Origin of the sequence: Halomonas rhizosphaerae, assembly GCF_030010555.1 — a bacterium.
Lineage (GTDB): Bacteria > Pseudomonadota > Gammaproteobacteria > Pseudomonadales > Halomonadaceae > Halomonas > Halomonas rhizosphaerae.
This window is the reverse complement of the sequence record NZ_JASCQP010000026.1, coordinates 90,634-106,607: the sequence shown is the minus strand read 5'-3', so window position 1 is coordinate 106,607 and position 15,974 is coordinate 90,634. Positions and strand designations below refer to the sequence as shown.

Annotated in this window: 15 protein-coding genes and 2 tRNA genes; 6 read left to right on the top strand and 11 right to left on the bottom strand. The window is 63.0% G+C overall.

Features of this window, described 5'->3' with window-relative positions; genetic code table 11:
* Positions 1–2 precede the first annotated feature (2 nt).
* On the top strand, positions 3–2,597 hold the full coding sequence (locus QLQ83_RS10585) for a chemotaxis protein CheB (protein WP_282735493.1): 2,595 nt from the start codon (positions 3–5) through the stop codon (positions 2,595–2,597).
* Positions 2,598–2,615: 18 nt separating this feature from the next.
* Here the strand turns inward: QLQ83_RS10585 and QLQ83_RS10580 are convergent, their stop codons facing one another.
* From QLQ83_RS10580 to QLQ83_RS10570, 3 genes are read right to left on the bottom strand one after another with little or no spacing between them, the layout of a single operon-like run.
* Entirely contained in the window at positions 2,616–3,875 is a 1,260-nt protein-coding gene (locus tag QLQ83_RS10580; RefSeq protein WP_282735492.1) for an AI-2E family transporter, read from the bottom strand.
* A gap of 23 nt (positions 3,876–3,898) precedes the next feature.
* Entirely contained in the window at positions 3,899–4,291 is a 393-nt protein-coding gene (locus QLQ83_RS10575) for a PRC-barrel domain-containing protein (protein WP_282735491.1), read from the bottom strand.
* Positions 4,288–4,446: a hypothetical protein gene (locus QLQ83_RS10570; protein WP_282735490.1), complete on the bottom strand. Its 159-nt coding sequence runs from the start codon at positions 4,444–4,446 to the stop codon at positions 4,288–4,290. Before QLQ83_RS10570 ends, QLQ83_RS10575 begins: the two co-directional genes overlap by 4 nt.
* Positions 4,447–4,781: 335 nt before the next feature.
* On the opposite strand from QLQ83_RS10570, the gene QLQ83_RS10565 reads away from it, so the two are divergent.
* Together QLQ83_RS10565 and QLQ83_RS10560 are read left to right on the top strand one after the other, a co-directional pair.
* Positions 4,782–5,171 carry an ElaB/YgaM/YqjD family protein gene (locus tag QLQ83_RS10565; RefSeq protein WP_282735489.1) on the top strand — a complete coding sequence of 130 codons (390 nt, stop codon included), beginning with the start codon at positions 4,782–4,784 and terminating at the stop codon, positions 5,169–5,171.
* A gap of 355 nt (positions 5,172–5,526) precedes the next feature.
* Positions 5,527–5,994 (top strand): PRC-barrel domain-containing protein, encoded by a 468-nt coding sequence (locus tag QLQ83_RS10560; protein ID WP_282735488.1) that lies wholly within the window; start codon positions 5,527–5,529, stop codon positions 5,992–5,994.
* A 219-nt stretch (positions 5,995–6,213) separates the two neighbouring features.
* Here the strand turns inward: QLQ83_RS10560 and QLQ83_RS10555 are convergent, their stop codons facing one another.
* Positions 6,214–6,936: a Crp/Fnr family transcriptional regulator gene (locus tag QLQ83_RS10555; protein WP_282735487.1), complete on the bottom strand. Its 723-nt coding sequence runs from the start codon at positions 6,934–6,936 to the stop codon at positions 6,214–6,216.
* Between the two features lie 214 nt (positions 6,937–7,150).
* Entirely contained in the window at positions 7,151–7,870 is a 720-nt protein-coding gene (locus tag QLQ83_RS10550; RefSeq protein WP_282735486.1) for a Crp/Fnr family transcriptional regulator, read from the bottom strand.
* Positions 7,871–8,409: 539 nt separating this feature from the next.
* Here QLQ83_RS10550 and QLQ83_RS10545 point away from each other — a divergent pair.
* Together QLQ83_RS10545 and QLQ83_RS10540 are read left to right on the top strand one after the other, a co-directional pair.
* Positions 8,410–9,540, top strand: coding sequence for a diguanylate cyclase domain-containing protein (locus QLQ83_RS10545; RefSeq protein ID WP_282735485.1), 1,131 nt, complete (start codon positions 8,410–8,412; stop codon positions 9,538–9,540).
* 231 nt (positions 9,541–9,771) lie between these two features.
* On the top strand, positions 9,772–9,936 hold the full coding sequence (locus QLQ83_RS10540) for a hypothetical protein (protein ID WP_282735484.1): 165 nt from the start codon (positions 9,772–9,774) through the stop codon (positions 9,934–9,936).
* A gap of 212 nt (positions 9,937–10,148) precedes the next feature.
* Here QLQ83_RS10540 and QLQ83_RS10535 read toward each other — a convergent pair.
* The 6 genes from QLQ83_RS10535 to QLQ83_RS10510 form a co-directional block, all read right to left on the bottom strand.
* Positions 10,149–10,224: transfer RNA gene (locus tag QLQ83_RS10535), tRNA-Lys, on the bottom strand.
* A gap of 30 nt (positions 10,225–10,254) precedes the next feature.
* Positions 10,255–10,330, bottom strand: a tRNA-Lys gene (locus QLQ83_RS10530).
* Positions 10,331–10,411: 81 nt separating this feature from the next.
* Complete coding sequence (rluB, locus tag QLQ83_RS10525) at positions 10,412–11,269, bottom strand: 23S rRNA pseudouridine(2605) synthase RluB (protein WP_282735483.1); 858 nt, start codon at positions 11,267–11,269, stop codon at positions 10,412–10,414.
* On the bottom strand, positions 11,266–12,132 hold the full coding sequence (gene scpB, locus QLQ83_RS10520) for an SMC-Scp complex subunit ScpB (protein WP_282735482.1): 867 nt from the start codon (positions 12,130–12,132) through the stop codon (positions 11,266–11,268). Before scpB ends, rluB begins: the two co-directional genes overlap by 4 nt.
* Positions 12,129–13,064, bottom strand: a complete 936-nt coding sequence (locus QLQ83_RS10515; RefSeq protein WP_411971128.1) for a segregation and condensation protein A — start codon at positions 13,062–13,064, stop codon at positions 12,129–12,131. The genes scpB and QLQ83_RS10515 overlap by 4 nt, the downstream gene beginning before the upstream one ends.
* A gap of 320 nt (positions 13,065–13,384) precedes the next feature.
* The gene (locus QLQ83_RS10510) at positions 13,385–15,208 is read right to left on the bottom strand and encodes a DEAD/DEAH box helicase (protein ID WP_282735481.1); all 1,824 of its coding nucleotides are present in this window, start codon (positions 15,206–15,208) and stop codon (positions 13,385–13,387) included.
* A 262-nt stretch (positions 15,209–15,470) separates the two neighbouring features.
* Here QLQ83_RS10510 and QLQ83_RS10505 point away from each other — a divergent pair, with 262 nt between their 5' ends.
* Positions 15,471–15,971, top strand: a complete 501-nt coding sequence (locus QLQ83_RS10505; RefSeq protein ID WP_282735480.1) for a hypothetical protein — start codon at positions 15,471–15,473, stop codon at positions 15,969–15,971.
* The last annotated feature ends 3 nt before the right edge of the window (positions 15,972–15,974 follow it).

Sequence of the window (15,974 nt, the reverse complement as noted above, 5' to 3'; positions counted from 1 at the left end):
CCATGGCTGCCTTGAGCCCTGCCGATATGCCAAGCCCCCCACCGGCGGCCTTACGCATCCTGGGTATTGGCGCATCCGCCGGTGGCCTGGCGCCGCTGGAAGAGTTCCTTGCCCGGATCCCGCCCCACAGCCACATGGCCTATGTGGTGGTGCAGCATCTCGATCCCACCCACAAGGCGTTGCTCCCGGAATTACTCCAGCGCACTACCCCGATGTCGGTGCGGCAGGCGACCCATGGCATGCCCATCGAACCTGACTGCGTGTATGTGATTCCGCCGAATACGGAACTCAGCGTTGTCGACGGCCTTCTGAACCTGGCCGAACCCATGGAACCCAGGGGCATGCGCCTGCCTATCAACGTGCTGTTTTCTTCCCTGGCACGCGCCCAGGGAGAGCACGCCATCGGGGTGGTACTGTCCGGCATGGGCTCCGACGGCACCCTGGGTCTACAGGCGATAAAGGCCGTGGGCGGCCTCACGGCAGTGCAACAGCCCGACACGGCACAGTTCGATGCCATGCCCAACAGCGCCATCGCCGCAAACTGCGCCGATATCATCGCCCCGCCCGGCGAATTGCCCGTCCGTATCCTGAACTGCCTTTCCCGGGCGCCCACCCCGAGCGCCTCCGGCGGGCTTTCGACAGAACCAGAAGCAGAAACTGAGCCGGAATCAACGCCCTTGCAGCGCATTTTACGTCTGCTTCAACAGCGAACCCGGCACGACTTCTCCCTCTACAAGCCCAGCACCCTGCACCGCCGGATGGCCCGGCGCATGGCGATCCATGAAATCGCCACCCTGAGCCTTTACGTGGATTTCCTCAAGCGCAACCCCCAGGAGATCGACCTTCTGTTCAAGGAAGTACTCATCGGGGTGACCAGCTTTTTCCGTGATGCCGAGGTCTGGCAGTATCTGGCGGATACCGGTCTGCCGGAACTGCTGGCGCGACAGCACAGTGAGCCCCACCTGCGCGCCTGGGTGGTTGGCTGCTCAACCGGCGAAGAGGCTTACTCCCTGGCCATGATCTTCACGGAGGCGCTGGACAAGCTGCCACGTCCCCATGGTATTACCCTGCAGATCTTCGCCTCCGACCTGAGTCCCGACGCCATTTCTACAGCTCGCCGCGGCCATTACCCTGCCGACATCAGCAGCAGTGTCTCGGCGGAGCGCCTGGCGCGCTTTTTCAGCATCCATGGCAACGGCTACCAGATCAACAGGGATATCCGCGACCTGGTAATGTTCGCCCAGCAGGATGTGGTGCTCGATCCCCCCTTCACTCGACTCGACCTGATTTCCTGCCGCAATCTGTTGATCTATTTCGATCAGAGCCTGCAACGCAAACTCATTCCCCTGTTTCACTACAGCCTGCGCACTGGGGGTGTGCTGTTGCTGGGGAGCTCGGAGACGGTAGGGCGCAACACTCAGTTGTTTGCACCTATCCAACCCAAACTCCGACTTTACCTGCGCCAGGAGAATGTCCAGAACCGCGATATCCGGTTGCCGGTAAAGTCGTTTCCACCTCTGGCCAGGATAGCCAAGGAGCTTCCCGTGACCCCCAGCGACTCATCCTCCCACACACATGATAATCTGCAGGCGGCAGCCGATCAGGTGTTACTGCAGGTCTATGCCCCCGCCGCAGTGGTGGTCAACGATGAGGGTGATATCGTCTATATCAGCGGACGCACGGGAAAGTACCTGGAGCCTGCCGCCGGCAAGGCCAACTGGAATTTTTACGCCATGGTGCGGGAAGGCCTGCGGACCCCCATCGCCAGCGCCCTGCGCCAGGCCTCGAACCGGAGCGAACCGGTATCCTTGCAAGACCTTCAGGTGCAACTGCCAGGCGGGGGAACGCAGAGCGTCGATATCACCGTACAGGCGCTGCGAGAACCTGCCACCCTGCGTGGGATGAAGATGATCGTGTTCCGCGACATCGCCCCGGCTCATGCCGGCCAGCCGGACAAGAACAGGTCGAAGACGGCTACGCAACATACTCATGCGAAGGAGTTGCAACAGTACCAGGATGAAATCCAGACATTGCGGGAGGAAAACCGCGCGTCCCAGGAAGAGCTGCAGTCGGCCAATGAGGAATTGCAGTCGACAAATGAGGAATTGCAGTCGACCAATGAGGAGCTGACCACGTCGAAAGAGGAAATGCAGTCCATGAATGAGGAACTGCAGACCATCAACGCGGAAATGCAGACCAAGCTCGACGATCTCGCCCTCGCCCAGAGCGATATGAAAAATCTGCTCAACAGCATCGATATCGCTATTCTTTTTCTCGACCATAACCTGAACGTCCGTCGTTACACTGACAGGGCATCAAAGATCATCAATATCCGTGAAAGCGATATCGGCCGCCCACTCAGTGACCTGACCACTACCCTGCAGTATCCGGAACTGAATGATGATGCCCTTACCACCCTGAGCACCTTGGCATATTCCGAGAAGCAGGTCCCCGCCTCCGACGGCCGCTGGTTTACGGTACGGATCATGCCCTATCGCCGTCTGGACAATGTGATTGACGGGGTGGTCATCACCCTTCTCGATATCACCGCAACCAAGGAATTGGAACAGGCCCTTCGCAAGGATCTGCGATCGTGATGGAAAGATCCGCTACCTTCATGGCCTTTCATCCCCGCTACTCAGTGTCCGTTTCAGGCTGGACTTAATCTCGCCCCAGATGGCAACGAAGAACGCCGTCAGGGGCACCGCGAGTACCATGCCGATAATGCCACCCAAGACCGTGCCCCAGAAGAAAAGGGAAATAACCACGAGTGCAGGGTGCAGCCCCGAGCGGTTGGCCATGATCTTCGGTGTCAGCAGCCAACTTTCCACCAGTTGCACCGCCGCGAACACCAGCCCGGTCAGGACCAGTAACTCAATGCCGCCATCCGACTGCAGATAGGCCATGGGCAAAACCACCAGCAGGCCGATCAGAGTGCCCAGGAAGGGGACAATATTCAGCAGGCCCAGCACCAGCCCGACAAGAACGCCGTATTCCAGGCCGATCAACGTAAAGCTCATGGCATACAAGGTACCCATGCACACGGCGATGATCAGCTGGCCCTGAAAGAAGGCGGTGACGTATCCGACAAATACATCCATGAAATACAGCGTTTTCTGCTGAGTGGATTCATGGAAGATGGATAAAAGTTCAGTTGCCTGCCCCCGGAGCAAGTTCCCAGAAAGCAGGGTGAAGAAAAGGAACAGAGGCACGAAGCTGATAGCGGCCAACAACCCCAGATATGACATGATCCTCCTGCCCGGGTCTTCCATTCCTGGCACGACAGCCTCGGACTCCTTCCCACCGTTGCTCTCCATGCGGGTAGAAATCATGGAGCTGAGTTCCGGGAAGTGAAAGGAGAAATATTCCTGCCAGCTTGCCAGTGTGTCAGGCAAAACGGTCATCAACTGGACGAACTGTTTGACCACAACGGGGACGAGCAGGAAAATCAGGCCGCCAATACCCACGAAAAAGATCACCAGTAGAAGAATAATGGCCAGCAAGCGTGGCAAGCGAAGCTTTCTTTCGAGAAATTCCACCACCGGATAAAGCACAAGCGCCAGAATACCGGCCAGAGAAAGCGACAGAAGAAGGTTATAGAACGCATTCAGTACCCAACCGAATGACCATACGATGATCCCTATCAGCGAGGTCATTGCAACCAGAGACAACAGAACCGTTGTGTAGCGAAACAGGCGAAGCTCAGCCGCATTGAACAGTCGTTGTTCCGGACGTAGCTCCGGCGGGTCTTGGCTAGCAACTTTCGCTCCGCCAGCCAAGGGTTCCTGCCTATCGTGAGCCATTGCGAATTCCTGCGTTAGCTGTTCGTGTTTATTGAATATCAACAGCCCATCACCGGCCATCGCAGAAGCCACGCTCAGCCTCCTGATAAATCCGATCACCTGGTATAGAAGGACTCGATGGTCGAACTCCAGGTGGCGTCAGCCATATTCGGCCATTGATGCTTCTCGAAGCCTGGTGCATTCTTCAACCGCTCGACATCTACATCGAGCATGAAACGATTGTTCACCTTGTCGTGCTTCAAGGCCTTCCAAGGAATCGCGAACAGGCGATCACCCATGCCGAGAAAACCGCCCGAGGCCAAGACTGCGTAACGAATCCTTCCCTCGGCTACATCGAGCATAAGATCCTGAATCTTGCCTAGCTCTTCATCCTGCATATTACAGACATTGTCGCCGGTTATCGTGGAGGCGCTCAGTAATGTGACGCCGGCCTGCATATCATCGGAGGCGGCGTGACCACTCTTCGATGGCATCATTGCATCGTTCATTTCTTTTCCTTCTTGGCATCGCTATTGAGTTCTTTCAACACGGCTCCATCCTTGCCGCCATGTTCTTTCGCATTACCCGTCTGCTCAGTGCGCTTGTCGCCGGCAACCTTCTTGTCTTTCTTACTCGCACTCTCTTTGACCTGATTCTTGTTCATGACCTGAACTCCATATGAGTTTTTTGGGTTCTTTCCCTCACCATGGATCCTTTTTAGTCCAGGGTGGCTCCTGTCAAGATAGTCGAGGCCCGAGGTCCGGTCTGTGCGCTGCACAACTTATGCGGGGCCATTCTTTCAGGCAGGCATCGGGGGCGCTGCCTTACGGTACGGCGGCTCTGTGTGCTGGCGCACCGAAATATCGTTCGCTTATGCCTAAGCTGAACCCGGATCGAAATGGCTTTCCGGGTCTCGGGGACTGCTCTCCAGACCCTGGAGGCCCCGGTAGTTGGTGTCCATACCCCGACTATCCAAAGATATCAACACGATATGGACTGATGAATTCGACCGTCAGATACGCATCGAGACCACCGACGACGATGATCGTCACACCAGACAGGGCGTTGTCGCCCGTCTACACAGCGACACAAGAGGGTTGGATCATGGCGACGAAAGCAAGCGAACACGATACTGCCGATCCGGTCGAGGGCAAGGCTCACGAAGCGATGAACAGGGCCGCCCAGACCGCTGGCAAGGCGGAGGAGTACGCTCGGCAGCACGCATCCCACGCCGATGAGCGCGTTCGGGAGGTAGCAGCCCATGGGCGCCAGCGGGCAGATGATCTGCTCGAACGCGTGACCGGCCACGTCCGCGAGAAGCCGCTGCTGTCCATTGGCATCGCCTTTGTTGCTGGCGTGCTGTACTCATCCCTGAGGCGTCGCCGGTAACGCACGGCTTGCAGAACGCCGAAGCCGGCGAGGTCACCGGCAGGTCTGGCAGTGGGGACGCCAATGGCGCAGGGCTGACATGACGGAACCCTCACGTCCATTGGAAATCGCACATGCGTGACTGAGCGCGCCGATATCCCGTTCCTACAGATACCTGAAAGCACTGCAACCATCTCCAAATTTCGACTTGTATCTTCTTCATTGCCACGTCAAGGAATGTCGTAACTATGTTTGGTACCGCACCGACAAAGCGATCTTTTTTGCCCAGCCTGACATGGCATTCCCCTGATTCGGGAACTGCTCTCCAGACCCACGAGGGTCCGGAAGACTGCCGTTAAGCAGAGGAGGCTCAATCATGAAGAAGCTAAAGAGGTTAATCCTTTCCGCCGCCATTGTACCGGCACTAGCATTTAGCACGACGGCAATAGCCGAGAAGCATGACGCCGAGAAGCAAGACGCCATGAAGGCAGACGGTGAGCAGCATGCCGAGCAGCAAAGCACCGGCGAACAGCAAAAAGCCGGCGAGCAGCAGATGAGCGGTAAGCCCGCTGGTGCCTTCTACGCCGACGACGTCATCGGCCAGACCGTCAAGCACCGCGGTACAGATGAGGATGTGGGCGAGATCCAGGATCTGGTCATCGGCAATGACGGCCGCATCGTCGGCGTCGTGGTCGAGACTAGTGGCTTCCTGGGGCTCGGCGGACAACACGTGGGGCTGGGCTGGGACCACATAGAGCACACCATGGAAGATGACGAATCCGTGTTCTACACGGATCTTGACGAGGAAACGCTGCGGAACTCGCCCGAATACGAGCGCGATTGATCCAACCCACAGTCGGCGGGGGCACATCGTGCCCCCGTTGTCTTGACTCCATCCTCAGAAGTCGCAGCCCATACTCCGGGTAGGCGCCCGCCCCTCATCACCCTGAAGGCGTCATCCGCGTCGCTGGGGGTGCTGAGCCACGATATCGAGACGCTCCCCCTCCGCATTGTTGTCATGACATCCTGGCTGGCGCGCTCTCCCCAGAGCGCACCAGCCACCTCATGGTGCGCCTCCGTCGGTGATGACGCGCCGGTAGAGACTTCGATCGGCGGCATAGCACCCACAAGAGGCCTCGATCAGGCCCGCTCGGTCCAGCACCGTGATATCCCCCCGGTGATAGCTGATCAGCCGGCGCGCCTGAAGCGCCATAGCGGCCAGGGTGATGCCGGCACGACGCACCCCCAGCATCATGGCCAGGAACTCGTGGGTGAGATGCAGCTGATCCGAATGCGCCCGATCCTGAGTCATCAACAGCCAGCGCGCCAGGCGGGCCTCGACCTGATGAAAGTGGGAACACGCCGCCACCCGGGACAGTTGGTGCATGAGCACATAGAGATAGCGCTTCAGCAATACCTGAAGCGCAGGACTCTGCTCCAGGTGACGGCCAAAGACAATCGTCGGCAGGCGCAGTGCCGGCCCTGCCCCCTGCACCAGGGCGCGCAAGGGCGATTTATCGAGTCCCAGGATCAAGGGCATCCCGTACATGCCTTCACTGCCGACCATCGCCACTTCCAGCTGCTCACCGTCACTCAAATTCGCAATCAGGGAAATGAAGCTGTTGAGGGGAAAATGGACATGCAGGATCCGTCCACCGGGCTCGGTGATCACTTCACCGAACTCCAGGTCGATGACCTCGCAGTCGGCAAGGAGAGATGCCCTGTCCTGACGCGGCAAGCTGTCGATGAGGTGGTTGGTTATCGGACCGAGGGTCGAAGGCTTCATGTGCACGCTCCTGGTGGAAAACCGGCAATCGGCACATGGCAAGAAATCAAAGGGCTCTGACGTCAACGACAGCAGGGAGTGATCATGGAATCACCGATAAGCCGGTACACGAACACTGGCATGTCCAGCAACATGCCGTCGGTGCGCCAGGGTACACACGCCAGGAAACGCCCTGCTCAAGCACCCTACCAGGTCCATAAGGGAAAGGGCCCCGTCATCCGGTGCGATGATAGCTCAGCAGGCGGTCGTACTCCTTCTTGACGACCGCATAGCACTCACATACCCGCGCCTCCAGGCCAGTCCTGTCCAGGATACTGATGTGCCCACGATGGTAGGAAATCAGCCCGGCCCGCTGCAGCTTGCCGGCCGACTCGGTGACGCCCTCTCGACGGACACCCAGCATGTTGGCGATCAACTCCTGGGTCATGACCAGCTCGTTGGTCGGCAAGCGATCCAGGCTCAGCAACAGCCAGCGACACAGCTGCTGATCCAGGCTGTGATGCCGGTTGCATACCGCAGTCTGGGCCATCTGGGTGATCAGGGCCTGCGTGTAGCGCAGCAACAAATGCTGGAGCGTTGACGCGCGATCGAATTCATCCTTGATCAGTTGTCCCTTGAGGCGATAGGCGCTGCCGGCGCTCTGCACGACGGCACGGCTAGGCGTGGTTTCGCCGCCCATGAACAGCGAGATGCCGACGATACCCTCGGCACCGACGACGGCAATTTCCGTCGAATCTCCATCTTCCATGACGCACAGTAGCGATACGATGCAGTCCACCGGGAAATAGACATGGCGCATCACCTTTCCCGACTCGGCCAGCGACTCCCCCAGCCTCAGATCGACCCGCTCGAGGTGGGGCGCAAGGCGCTGGTATTCATCCCTCGACAGGGCCGCCAGCAAGTGATTCTGACGAGGATCATGTTGCAGGGCCATGACTGACACTCCCGTATCGGACAAGCCACCCCCGATAACAGGGTGCAAAAAAGGGACTGGTCCGATGGTGGTTGATGACCCGTGGCCGCCGCTGAAACGCCTTGCCGGCCGCACCCCGGATCACATCAAGAGACAGGCAACCGGATGCCCCGCGGCAGCAGGCAACCGATTACCCATTGAAATAGATAGAAAGCTCCGAGTCACACGAGGCTCTCTGCACTCCCCGCCGCCGACACACTCGCATGAAGCGTAGCCCATGCCGTGTACGCTAACGCACGGAAGCGACGCGGTCACGCCACTAGGCTCGCTAGATACTGGCCAAGCCCCGGGATTCGGGTCAGGCCATGCCGTCCCACAGGGGGCTCGCACGCAAGCCGAACAGGGAATCGACTCATGGTTGTGCCACCGTTTCTGATGATCAGGCCTCTTGTCTCACGGCCTCGAGCGACACACCCGGCCATTGTGCTCTACCCCCACCATCCGGTATACGGCCAGTGGCGGATGCGTGTCCCCGGGTCGAGTCCATGAGGGACGACTCGATGCTTCAGGGCTCCGCCTGGACGCCCCTCGATTCCGCCTCCTTCCGCGCAGAACAGCCGGTGCGGCATGGCCCTACCCCGAGAGTGGAAGACTTCCCCGGGCGAAAAGCGACCCTCGTCGCGAGGCGAGATATCGCAGCCGCCCTGGATGCCGAGAAGGCATGGGCTCGGGTAGCGCTCGATACCATTGGCGATGCCGTCCTGACCATCGATCTTCACGGCGCGGTCACCCACATGAACCGGGTAGCGGAGACCCTGACAGGCTGGTCGCAACCGGAAGCGATCGGCAAGCCTCTGTCCCGTGTGTTCCATCTTGTCGATGGCAAGACACACCAGACGACGGTCACCCCCGGGCGGCGCGCCATCGAGGAGAACAGAGCGGTAGGCCTCGCTCTGGATTGCGTGCTCGTCCGACAGGATGGCAGCAAGCTTGCGATCGAGGATTCAGCGGCGCCCATCCATGACCGGGAAGGTCGAGTCATCGGCGCCGTGATCGTGTTCCACGACGCCTCCCAGTCACAGGTCATGCTGGAGCGGATAGCCTACCAGGCGCAGCATGATGCACTCACCGGCCTGCCCAATCGCGCCCTGCTGACGGAGCGGCTCTCCCGAGCCATTGGCCTGGCTCGACGACACCGACACCTGGTCGCCCTGCTCTATCTCGACCTCGACGACTTCAAGCCCATCAATGATTCATTCGGCCATGCCGTGGGGGACAGCCTGCTCCAGGCGGTTGCGAGTCGTGTTCAGGACTGCATGCGCGACATCGACACCGTCTGCCGCCAGGGTGGCGACGAATTCGTGATCCTGCTCGCCGAGATCAGGCGACCCGAGGATGCCACGCGAGTCGCGGAAAAACTGCTCGCCGTCCTCGGCAGGCCATACGGTATCCAGGGTCATGAACTCCTTATCACGCTTAGCATCGGCATCAGCCTCTACCCCGATGATGCCGACGATGCGGATACCCTCATGCACAACGCCGACACGGCCATGTACCACGCCAAGCGAAATGGTCGAAACGGGCATCACTGCTTCACAGCCGAGATGAATACCCGCCCCCTTCAACGAAGGCGGACCGAACCAGGCCTGCATCCCCCCCTGCAGCCATCGCAATACGTTTTCGACTTCTAGGGGAGGGACGTGCTGCTCACGGAGGTCGTCTCCGGTGCCCGAGCCCTGGTTGACGGAACGCATCCGTTCCCCGGATGCGCCCAGCCCGCCGGGATCATCCCCTTGGCTCGATCGTTCTACCGGGCTTCGGGCAAAGAGGGCAATGTACGGCAGCGCACAGATGGGAGGCCACCGATAACTTATCCTCAGCATGGGTGAGGCAAGGGAACCGCCTGTACAGGGAGTTACACCATGCGTCGCACGGACTGCGACGCCATCATGACACGAGCCATCCCGCAGCATCCTCACACAGGATCATGCGTCAAACAGGAATACGTCTTAATGAACAACATCGTCTATATCGTCGGCGCAATCGTCATCGTGTTGGTGATTCTCTCCGTTCTCGGTCTTCGTTGAGACCCGCGACGAGCGACTGGATCGGCAAGGCAGCAGAACCCGTGGGGCTGCCGGCCGAAGACGCGCCATCTCACTGGAAACGTCCCCGTGACCATCAGCAAAGGGCGAGGTGATCGCCAGTAGCGCGGGCCATGCTCGACAGTGAACTCACATGGATCCCATTACGCAAAACGCCCTCGCTTCCTGGAAGCGAGGGCGTTTTGCTGGCAATCTGGTGGGTCGTGTAGGATTCGAACCTACGACCAATTGGTTAAAAGCCAACTGCTCTACCAACTGAGCTAACGACCCGGTGCTTGTGGGCAAGCATACAGGCTCGGATGGTGGGTCGTGTAGGATTCGAACCTACGACCAATTGGTTAAAAGCCAACTGCTCTACCAACTGAGCTAACGACCCCTCCGAACGGGTGCAGATATTACTGATCTGCCCCCGTGATGGCAAGCGCTTTTTGCCTTTGGTCGCAAGGCGGGGCCGCGCTCAGCGCCCGCGCTGGCCCTTGGGCTTGCGCATGGCCTGCACCGGCCGGCGCTTGTGCTTGTCCCGGCTCCAGCGGTTCTTCTCGTCCGGAGTCAGTTCCGGCACCTTGCGTGCTTCCAGGCCGGCCGTCGCCGAGAGGTCATCGATCTCGTCCTGGGAGAGTTCCACCCACTCGCCGGCCTTGGTCCGCTTGTCGAGGAAGATGTTCCCGTAGCGCACCCGCTTCAGGCGGCTGACGGTGAGCCCCTGGGACTCCCACAGGCGACGCACCTCGCGGTTGCGGCCCTCCATGATGACCACGTGGAACCAGGTGTTGATGCCCTCGCCGCCGAACTCCTGGACGTCGGTGAAGCGTGCCGGCCCGTCATCGAGCATCACGCCCTCGACCATGGCCACGACCTGCTCCTTCTTCACCTCGCCCATCACGCGAACGGCATATTCACGCTCCACCTCGGTGGAGGGATGCATCAGCTTGTTGGCCAGTTCCCCATCGGTGGTGAACAGCAGCAGGCCGCTGGTGTTGATGTCCAGGCGGCCGATGGCGATCCAGCGCTCGCCCTTGAGGCGCGGCAGGCGATCGAAGACGGTACGCCGCCCTTCCGGGTCCTTGCGGGTACACAGTTCGCCCTCGGGCTTGTTGTACATGATCACCCGGCGCGGCACCTCCTCGGCGCCGCGCAGGGTCACCGGGCGGTCATCGACGGCCACCCGGTCGCGCATCTCGATGCGGTCGCCCAGGGTGGCCACCTTGCCGTTGACCTTGACCCGGCCATCGGCGATGGCGGCCTCCATCTCGCGGCGCGAGCCGAGTCCGGCACGCGCCAGGACCTTCTGCAGTTTCTCGGTGGTAGTGCTCATCGGTCGTCATTCTCACTGGGTGTGGATTCCGTCCCCGGGGCAGCGTCATCGGCGACGCGGCCCCGGGCACGTTCGGACAGTCGAGCCTCCAGATCGGCGAAGCTCAGCCCTGCCCGCTCGGACGCCTTCCCGGCGTGGTCATCATCGTCGGCCCTCCCGGCCGTCGGGTCGGCGGCCTGGGGGGCCACCTCGCCGCCCGTCTCGGGCGACATCTCGTCTTCTGCCTCGTCCGCCTCGGGCGAGTCATCGACCGCCTCGGCCTCGTCCGCCTGGGCCAGCAGCTCGTGCTGGGGAGGCGGTGCCTCCTCCTCCACGACCGGCTCCTCGAAGTGCCTGAGCTCGTGCATCGGCGGCAGCTCGTCGAGGGTCTTGAGGCCAAAATCGTCGAGGAAGCTTCGCGTGGTGGCATAGACCCCCGGGCGCCCGGGAACGTCGCGGTGGCCCACCACCCGGATCCAGCCGCGGTCGAGCAGGGTGCGCATGATCGAGCCGCTCACCGTGACGCCCCGCACCTCCTCGATGTCACCACGGGTCACCGGCTGGCGGTAGGCGATCAGTGCCAGCGTCTCCAGCAGCGCCCGGGAATAGCGCTGGGGCCGCTCGTCCCAGAGCCGCGAGACCCAGCGCGAGAGGCGCGGCCGGATACGCAGCTGGTAGCCCGAAGCGGTCTCGACCAGCTCCATGGCCCCCCGCTCGTGGCGGTCCCCCAGGCGCTCCAGGGCCTCGCGCAGGGCGCGCCGCGGCGGACGCTCGTGGTCATCGAACAGCCCCTCCAGGCGCTCCAGCCCCAGCGGCTCCCCGGCCGCCAGCAGCGCCGCCTCGAGGATCTCGTCCAGGGCATCGGGAAATTCCATGGCGGTCATGCCGGGTCGCTCCCCTCCGGGTCATCCAAGGGATGGTCATCGAAGGCGCTCTCGCCGCCCTCCTCCTCGAGGAACGCCTCCTCGGGCCCCTCGTCCCGGGCGGCCCTGGCGCGCACATGGATCGGCGAGAGCGGGGCATTCTGCACGATCTCGATCATCGCCTCCTTGGCCAGCTCGAGGATCGCCATGAAGGTGACGATCACCCCGGCCCGCCCCTCCTCGAGGGTGAACAGCGCCTCGAAGGCGGTGTAGTGCTCGTCGCCCAGGCGCTCCATGATCGCCAGCATGCGCTCCCGGGTCGAGAGCCCCTCGCGGCTGATCTGGTGGGCCTGATTGAGCTCCGCACGGCGCAGGATGCCGGCCAGGGCCCCGAGCAGCTCGTCGAGCTCCACGTCGGGGTGGATCACCCGCGCCTCCAGGGCCGGCAGGGCCGCCCGGGCCGGAAACCAGTCGCGCCCCAGCCGCGGCAGCTCGGCCAGCGACTCGGCGGCATACTTGAGCCGCTCGTACTCCTGCAGCCGGCGGATCAGCTCGGCCCGCGGGTCCTCCTCCTCGTCGTCCCCGCCCTCCTTCGGCGGGCGCGGCAGCAGGGTACGCGACTTGATCTCGGCCAGCATGGCCGCCATCAGCAGGTACTCCCCGGCCAGCTCGATCTCCATGGCCTTCATCAGCTCCACGTACTCGATGTACTGGCGGGTGATGGCGGCCACGTCGATGGCCAGGATATCCAGGTTCTGACGGCGGATCAGGTAGAGCAGCAGGTCGAGCGGCCCCTCGAAGGCCTCGAGGAAGACGCGCAGCGCCTCCGGCGGAATATAGAGATCTTCCGGCAGCTGGGTGATCGGCTCGTTGAACAGCCGCCCCAGCACCTCGGCGTGGCCGGCCGCGGCATCGGTCTGTTCGGGGCTGGCGGTATCGGGGGTGGCGCTCACGCGGCGTGCCTCTCCGGGGACGCAGGATCAACGGGGCAGTCTAGCAAGATGGTGCCGAGGGAAACAGCATCGACGCCACCGACCGCCCACTCGAGGCTGATCCGGTGACAGGCCCCGAAGTGTCGGACCACCGGGGAGGCGCTGTGAATACCTCCCTGTACGCTACCGACGCCCTGCTTCGCTTTCGCGTCCCGCTCCGCTTGCAGGTCCGGTGCTGGCCATCCCTGGCCAGCCCGTTCGGAGCCATGCTCCTCACCCATGGCGTAGGACCTCCCCTACGGCCTGCCCCCGGCGCCTCTCGTTCAGACCATGCATGCCTGCTACTCCGCCTCGGCGGCCTTGCGGTAACGCCCGGTGTAGTCGAAGAGCTTCTCCCGCACCTGCCAGTGGCGGCCCACCTTTCGGCCCACCACGAAGTCGGGGTGGCGCAGGCGGTGGCGCTCGGCGACCACCTCCTCGGGGGTGGTGGGGCGGAAAGGCACGCCCGGGGCGCGCAGGTGCTCGCGCAGGAAGGCCGCGGCGAAGGCGCCGCGCTGGGCCGGGGTCTCCAGGGCGAACCACTCCGACAGCGTGGCACCGTCCTCGTCATGGTAGGTCACCTTCAATCGCGGCAGGCCGCGGCCGTTGACGGTGGCCTCGAGCTGCATGCCGGCCACGCGCAGCACCCGGGCGTCGCGCAGGCGCAGCGCCTCCTTGAGCTTGTCGTCGGCGTCCACCAGCAGGGTCTCGCAGCCGTGACAGCGCCGGGCGGCGATATCGTTCTCGGCGCCGCACTCGGGGCACACCTTGAAGCGAAACCGGAAGTCGCACTGAGTGCGCTTGCCGCGCTCGTCCTCCACCAGCCCCTGGCAGCGGCGACCGAAGTGCTCGATCACCACTTCGCCGTCGCGACGCCCCCAGAAGAGATTGGCATGGCCGCAGGCCGGACACTCCACCTGCACCGGCTCGCTGTCGCCGGTCGGTTTGGGCGAACCCACCTCCGGGGCATAGAGGTCCCAGGGATTGCCGGCATAGTCGAGGACCAGGCAGTCGCGCTTGCCCGGCGCGAGGCGCAGGCCGCGGCCGACGATCTGCTGGTAGAGGCTCACCGATTCGGTGGGACGCAGGATGGCGATCAGGTCCACGTGGGGGGCATCGAAGCCGGTGGTGAGCACCGCCACGTTGACCAGGTACTTGAGTTCACGCGCCTTGAAGGCATCGATGATCCGCTCGCGTTCGGCAGAGGGGGTCTCGCCGGTGACCAGCGACGCCTCGCCCGCCGGCAGGTAGCCGAGGATCTCCTCGGCGTGGGCCACGCTTGCCGCGAAGAGCATCACCCCCTGGCGGTTCCGGGCACGCGCCACGATCTCGGCGATGATGCCCGGGGTGGCGCGGTGGCCCGCCACCACCCGGTTGAGCTCCTCCTCGCGGAAGAGCCCACTCGAGGCCGGGACGAGCGCCGAGAAGTCGTAGCGCAGCTCTTGCCCGTCCTTGAAAAGGGCCGCATCGATGCGCCGCGGCTCAGCGAGGTAGCCCTGCTTGACCATCAGCCGCAGTGGCTGCTCGAAGACGCAGTCGCGAAAGAAGGCATCCACGTCGCCGCGCACCATGCCATGGTGATGGCGATGGTAGATGAAGCCCTGGCCGAGGCGATAGGGGGTCGCCGTGAGGCCGAGGATCTTGAGGCGCGGGTTGGCCGCGCGCAGATGGTCGACCACCTGGCGGTAGCTGGAGTCCTCCGCCGGCGATACCCGATGGCACTCGTCGACCACCAGCAGGGTGAAGGGGCCGCGCGGATGGTCCGCCGCGGCGAAGCGTTCGAGGTTGCGCACCACCGACTGCACCGAGCCGAACACCACCTGGCGTCCGGCCTCCTTGCACCCCAGGCCGGCGCTGAAGATGTCGGCCTCGAGGCCGTAGGCCAGGTACTTGGCGTGGTTCTGCTCCACCAGCTCGCGCACATGGGCCAGCACCAGCACCCGCCCCCGGGCCAGGCGCGCCAGCTCGGCGATCACCAGCGACTTGCCGCTGCCGGTGGGCAGCACCACCACTGCCGGATCGCTGGAGCCGCGGAAATGCGCGACGACGCGACGTACCGCCGCCTGCTGGTAGGGGCGCAGGGTCGGGGGGACAGCGCAGGGCGTGGTAGCAGCGGGGGCAGTCATGCAGGTTCCGGGATGGCGAGACGGGCCGCCATCTTAGCGGGACGCCGCGCCGTCGTCAGGGGGCAGGAGAAGGGTGGCGGCCCTCCGACCCTCCGGATTGTCGACCGAGCGGTCAGGAAACCGACGACATTGCCGACAGCCGGCGTATGAGATCGACGCTTCGCCGCCCCCGACTGGCAGAAACTTGATCGGGGTCATGCCGGGCGACACTAGCCTGCAGCAGCATGGCACTTTTCCAAGACTCCCGATAGAGGAGAGCGCCATGCACACAATTCCAACAAGCGCCACCCCCCGCCTGCTGCCCGAGGAGCTTCTGGGCCTCGCCAGCGATCATGAGCGCGACGAGCTCGAGCGCTACCGCGGCCTCGCCTTCCGTTTCCTGGCCTTCAGCAGCGCCACCAGTCGGCTGATGGCTGCCCTGGGCATCGAGTGCGAGATGCGTCTGGCGGGCCTCGCCCGGGCCGCATGCCGCCTAGGCCTGGACGAGCCGCGCGGCGACGCGGCCACGCGCCTGGCCGCGCCGGCCGTGGCACCACCGGTCCTGGTCGACAGCCTGAAGATGGCGCGGGACGCCCTGTCCCAGGCCATGGCCGATGCCGCCGCCTCCCGGCGGTTCTACGCGCGACTCGGCGAGGTCGGCGCGGCCTCCTCCCTGGGCCATGAGTTCGTCGCCATTGCCCGCCAGAAGCAGGCGGAGCTGGCGATCCTGCGCGAGCACTGCCTCGAGAGCGGCGCCGGTCAGGTGCAGCGCCGCCGCGCCTGACCG

Bases quoted from the DNA above. Each gene is read 5' to 3' on its own strand.
- QLQ83_RS10585 (WP_282735493.1), top strand. From the start codon at position 3: ATGGCTGCCTTGAGCCCTGCCGATATGCCAAGCCCCCCACCGGCGGCC.
- QLQ83_RS10575 (WP_282735491.1), bottom strand. From the start codon at position 4,291: ATGAACGATGCAATGATGCCATCGAAGAGTGGTCACGCCGCCTCCGAT.
- QLQ83_RS10570 (WP_282735490.1), bottom strand. From the start codon at position 4,446: ATGAACAAGAATCAGGTCAAAGAGAGTGCGAGTAAGAAAGACAAGAAG.
- QLQ83_RS10565 (WP_282735489.1), top strand. From the start codon at position 4,782: ATGAATTCGACCGTCAGATACGCATCGAGACCACCGACGACGATGATC.
- QLQ83_RS10560 (WP_282735488.1), top strand. From the start codon at position 5,527: ATGAAGAAGCTAAAGAGGTTAATCCTTTCCGCCGCCATTGTACCGGCA.
- QLQ83_RS10555 (WP_282735487.1), bottom strand. From the start codon at position 6,936: ATGAAGCCTTCGACCCTCGGTCCGATAACCAACCACCTCATCGACAGC.
- QLQ83_RS10550 (WP_282735486.1), bottom strand. From the start codon at position 7,870: ATGGCCCTGCAACATGATCCTCGTCAGAATCACTTGCTGGCGGCCCTG.
- QLQ83_RS10545 (WP_282735485.1), top strand. From the start codon at position 8,410: ATGCTTCAGGGCTCCGCCTGGACGCCCCTCGATTCCGCCTCCTTCCGC.
- QLQ83_RS10540 (WP_282735484.1), top strand. From the start codon at position 9,772: ATGCGTCGCACGGACTGCGACGCCATCATGACACGAGCCATCCCGCAG.
- rluB (WP_282735483.1), bottom strand. From the start codon at position 11,269: ATGAGCACTACCACCGAGAAACTGCAGAAGGTCCTGGCGCGTGCCGGA.
- scpB (WP_282735482.1), bottom strand. From the start codon at position 12,132: ATGACCGCCATGGAATTTCCCGATGCCCTGGACGAGATCCTCGAGGCG.
- QLQ83_RS10510 (WP_282735481.1), bottom strand. From the start codon at position 15,208: ATGACTGCCCCCGCTGCTACCACGCCCTGCGCTGTCCCCCCGACCCTG.
- QLQ83_RS10505 (WP_282735480.1), top strand. From the start codon at position 15,471: ATGCACACAATTCCAACAAGCGCCACCCCCCGCCTGCTGCCCGAGGAG.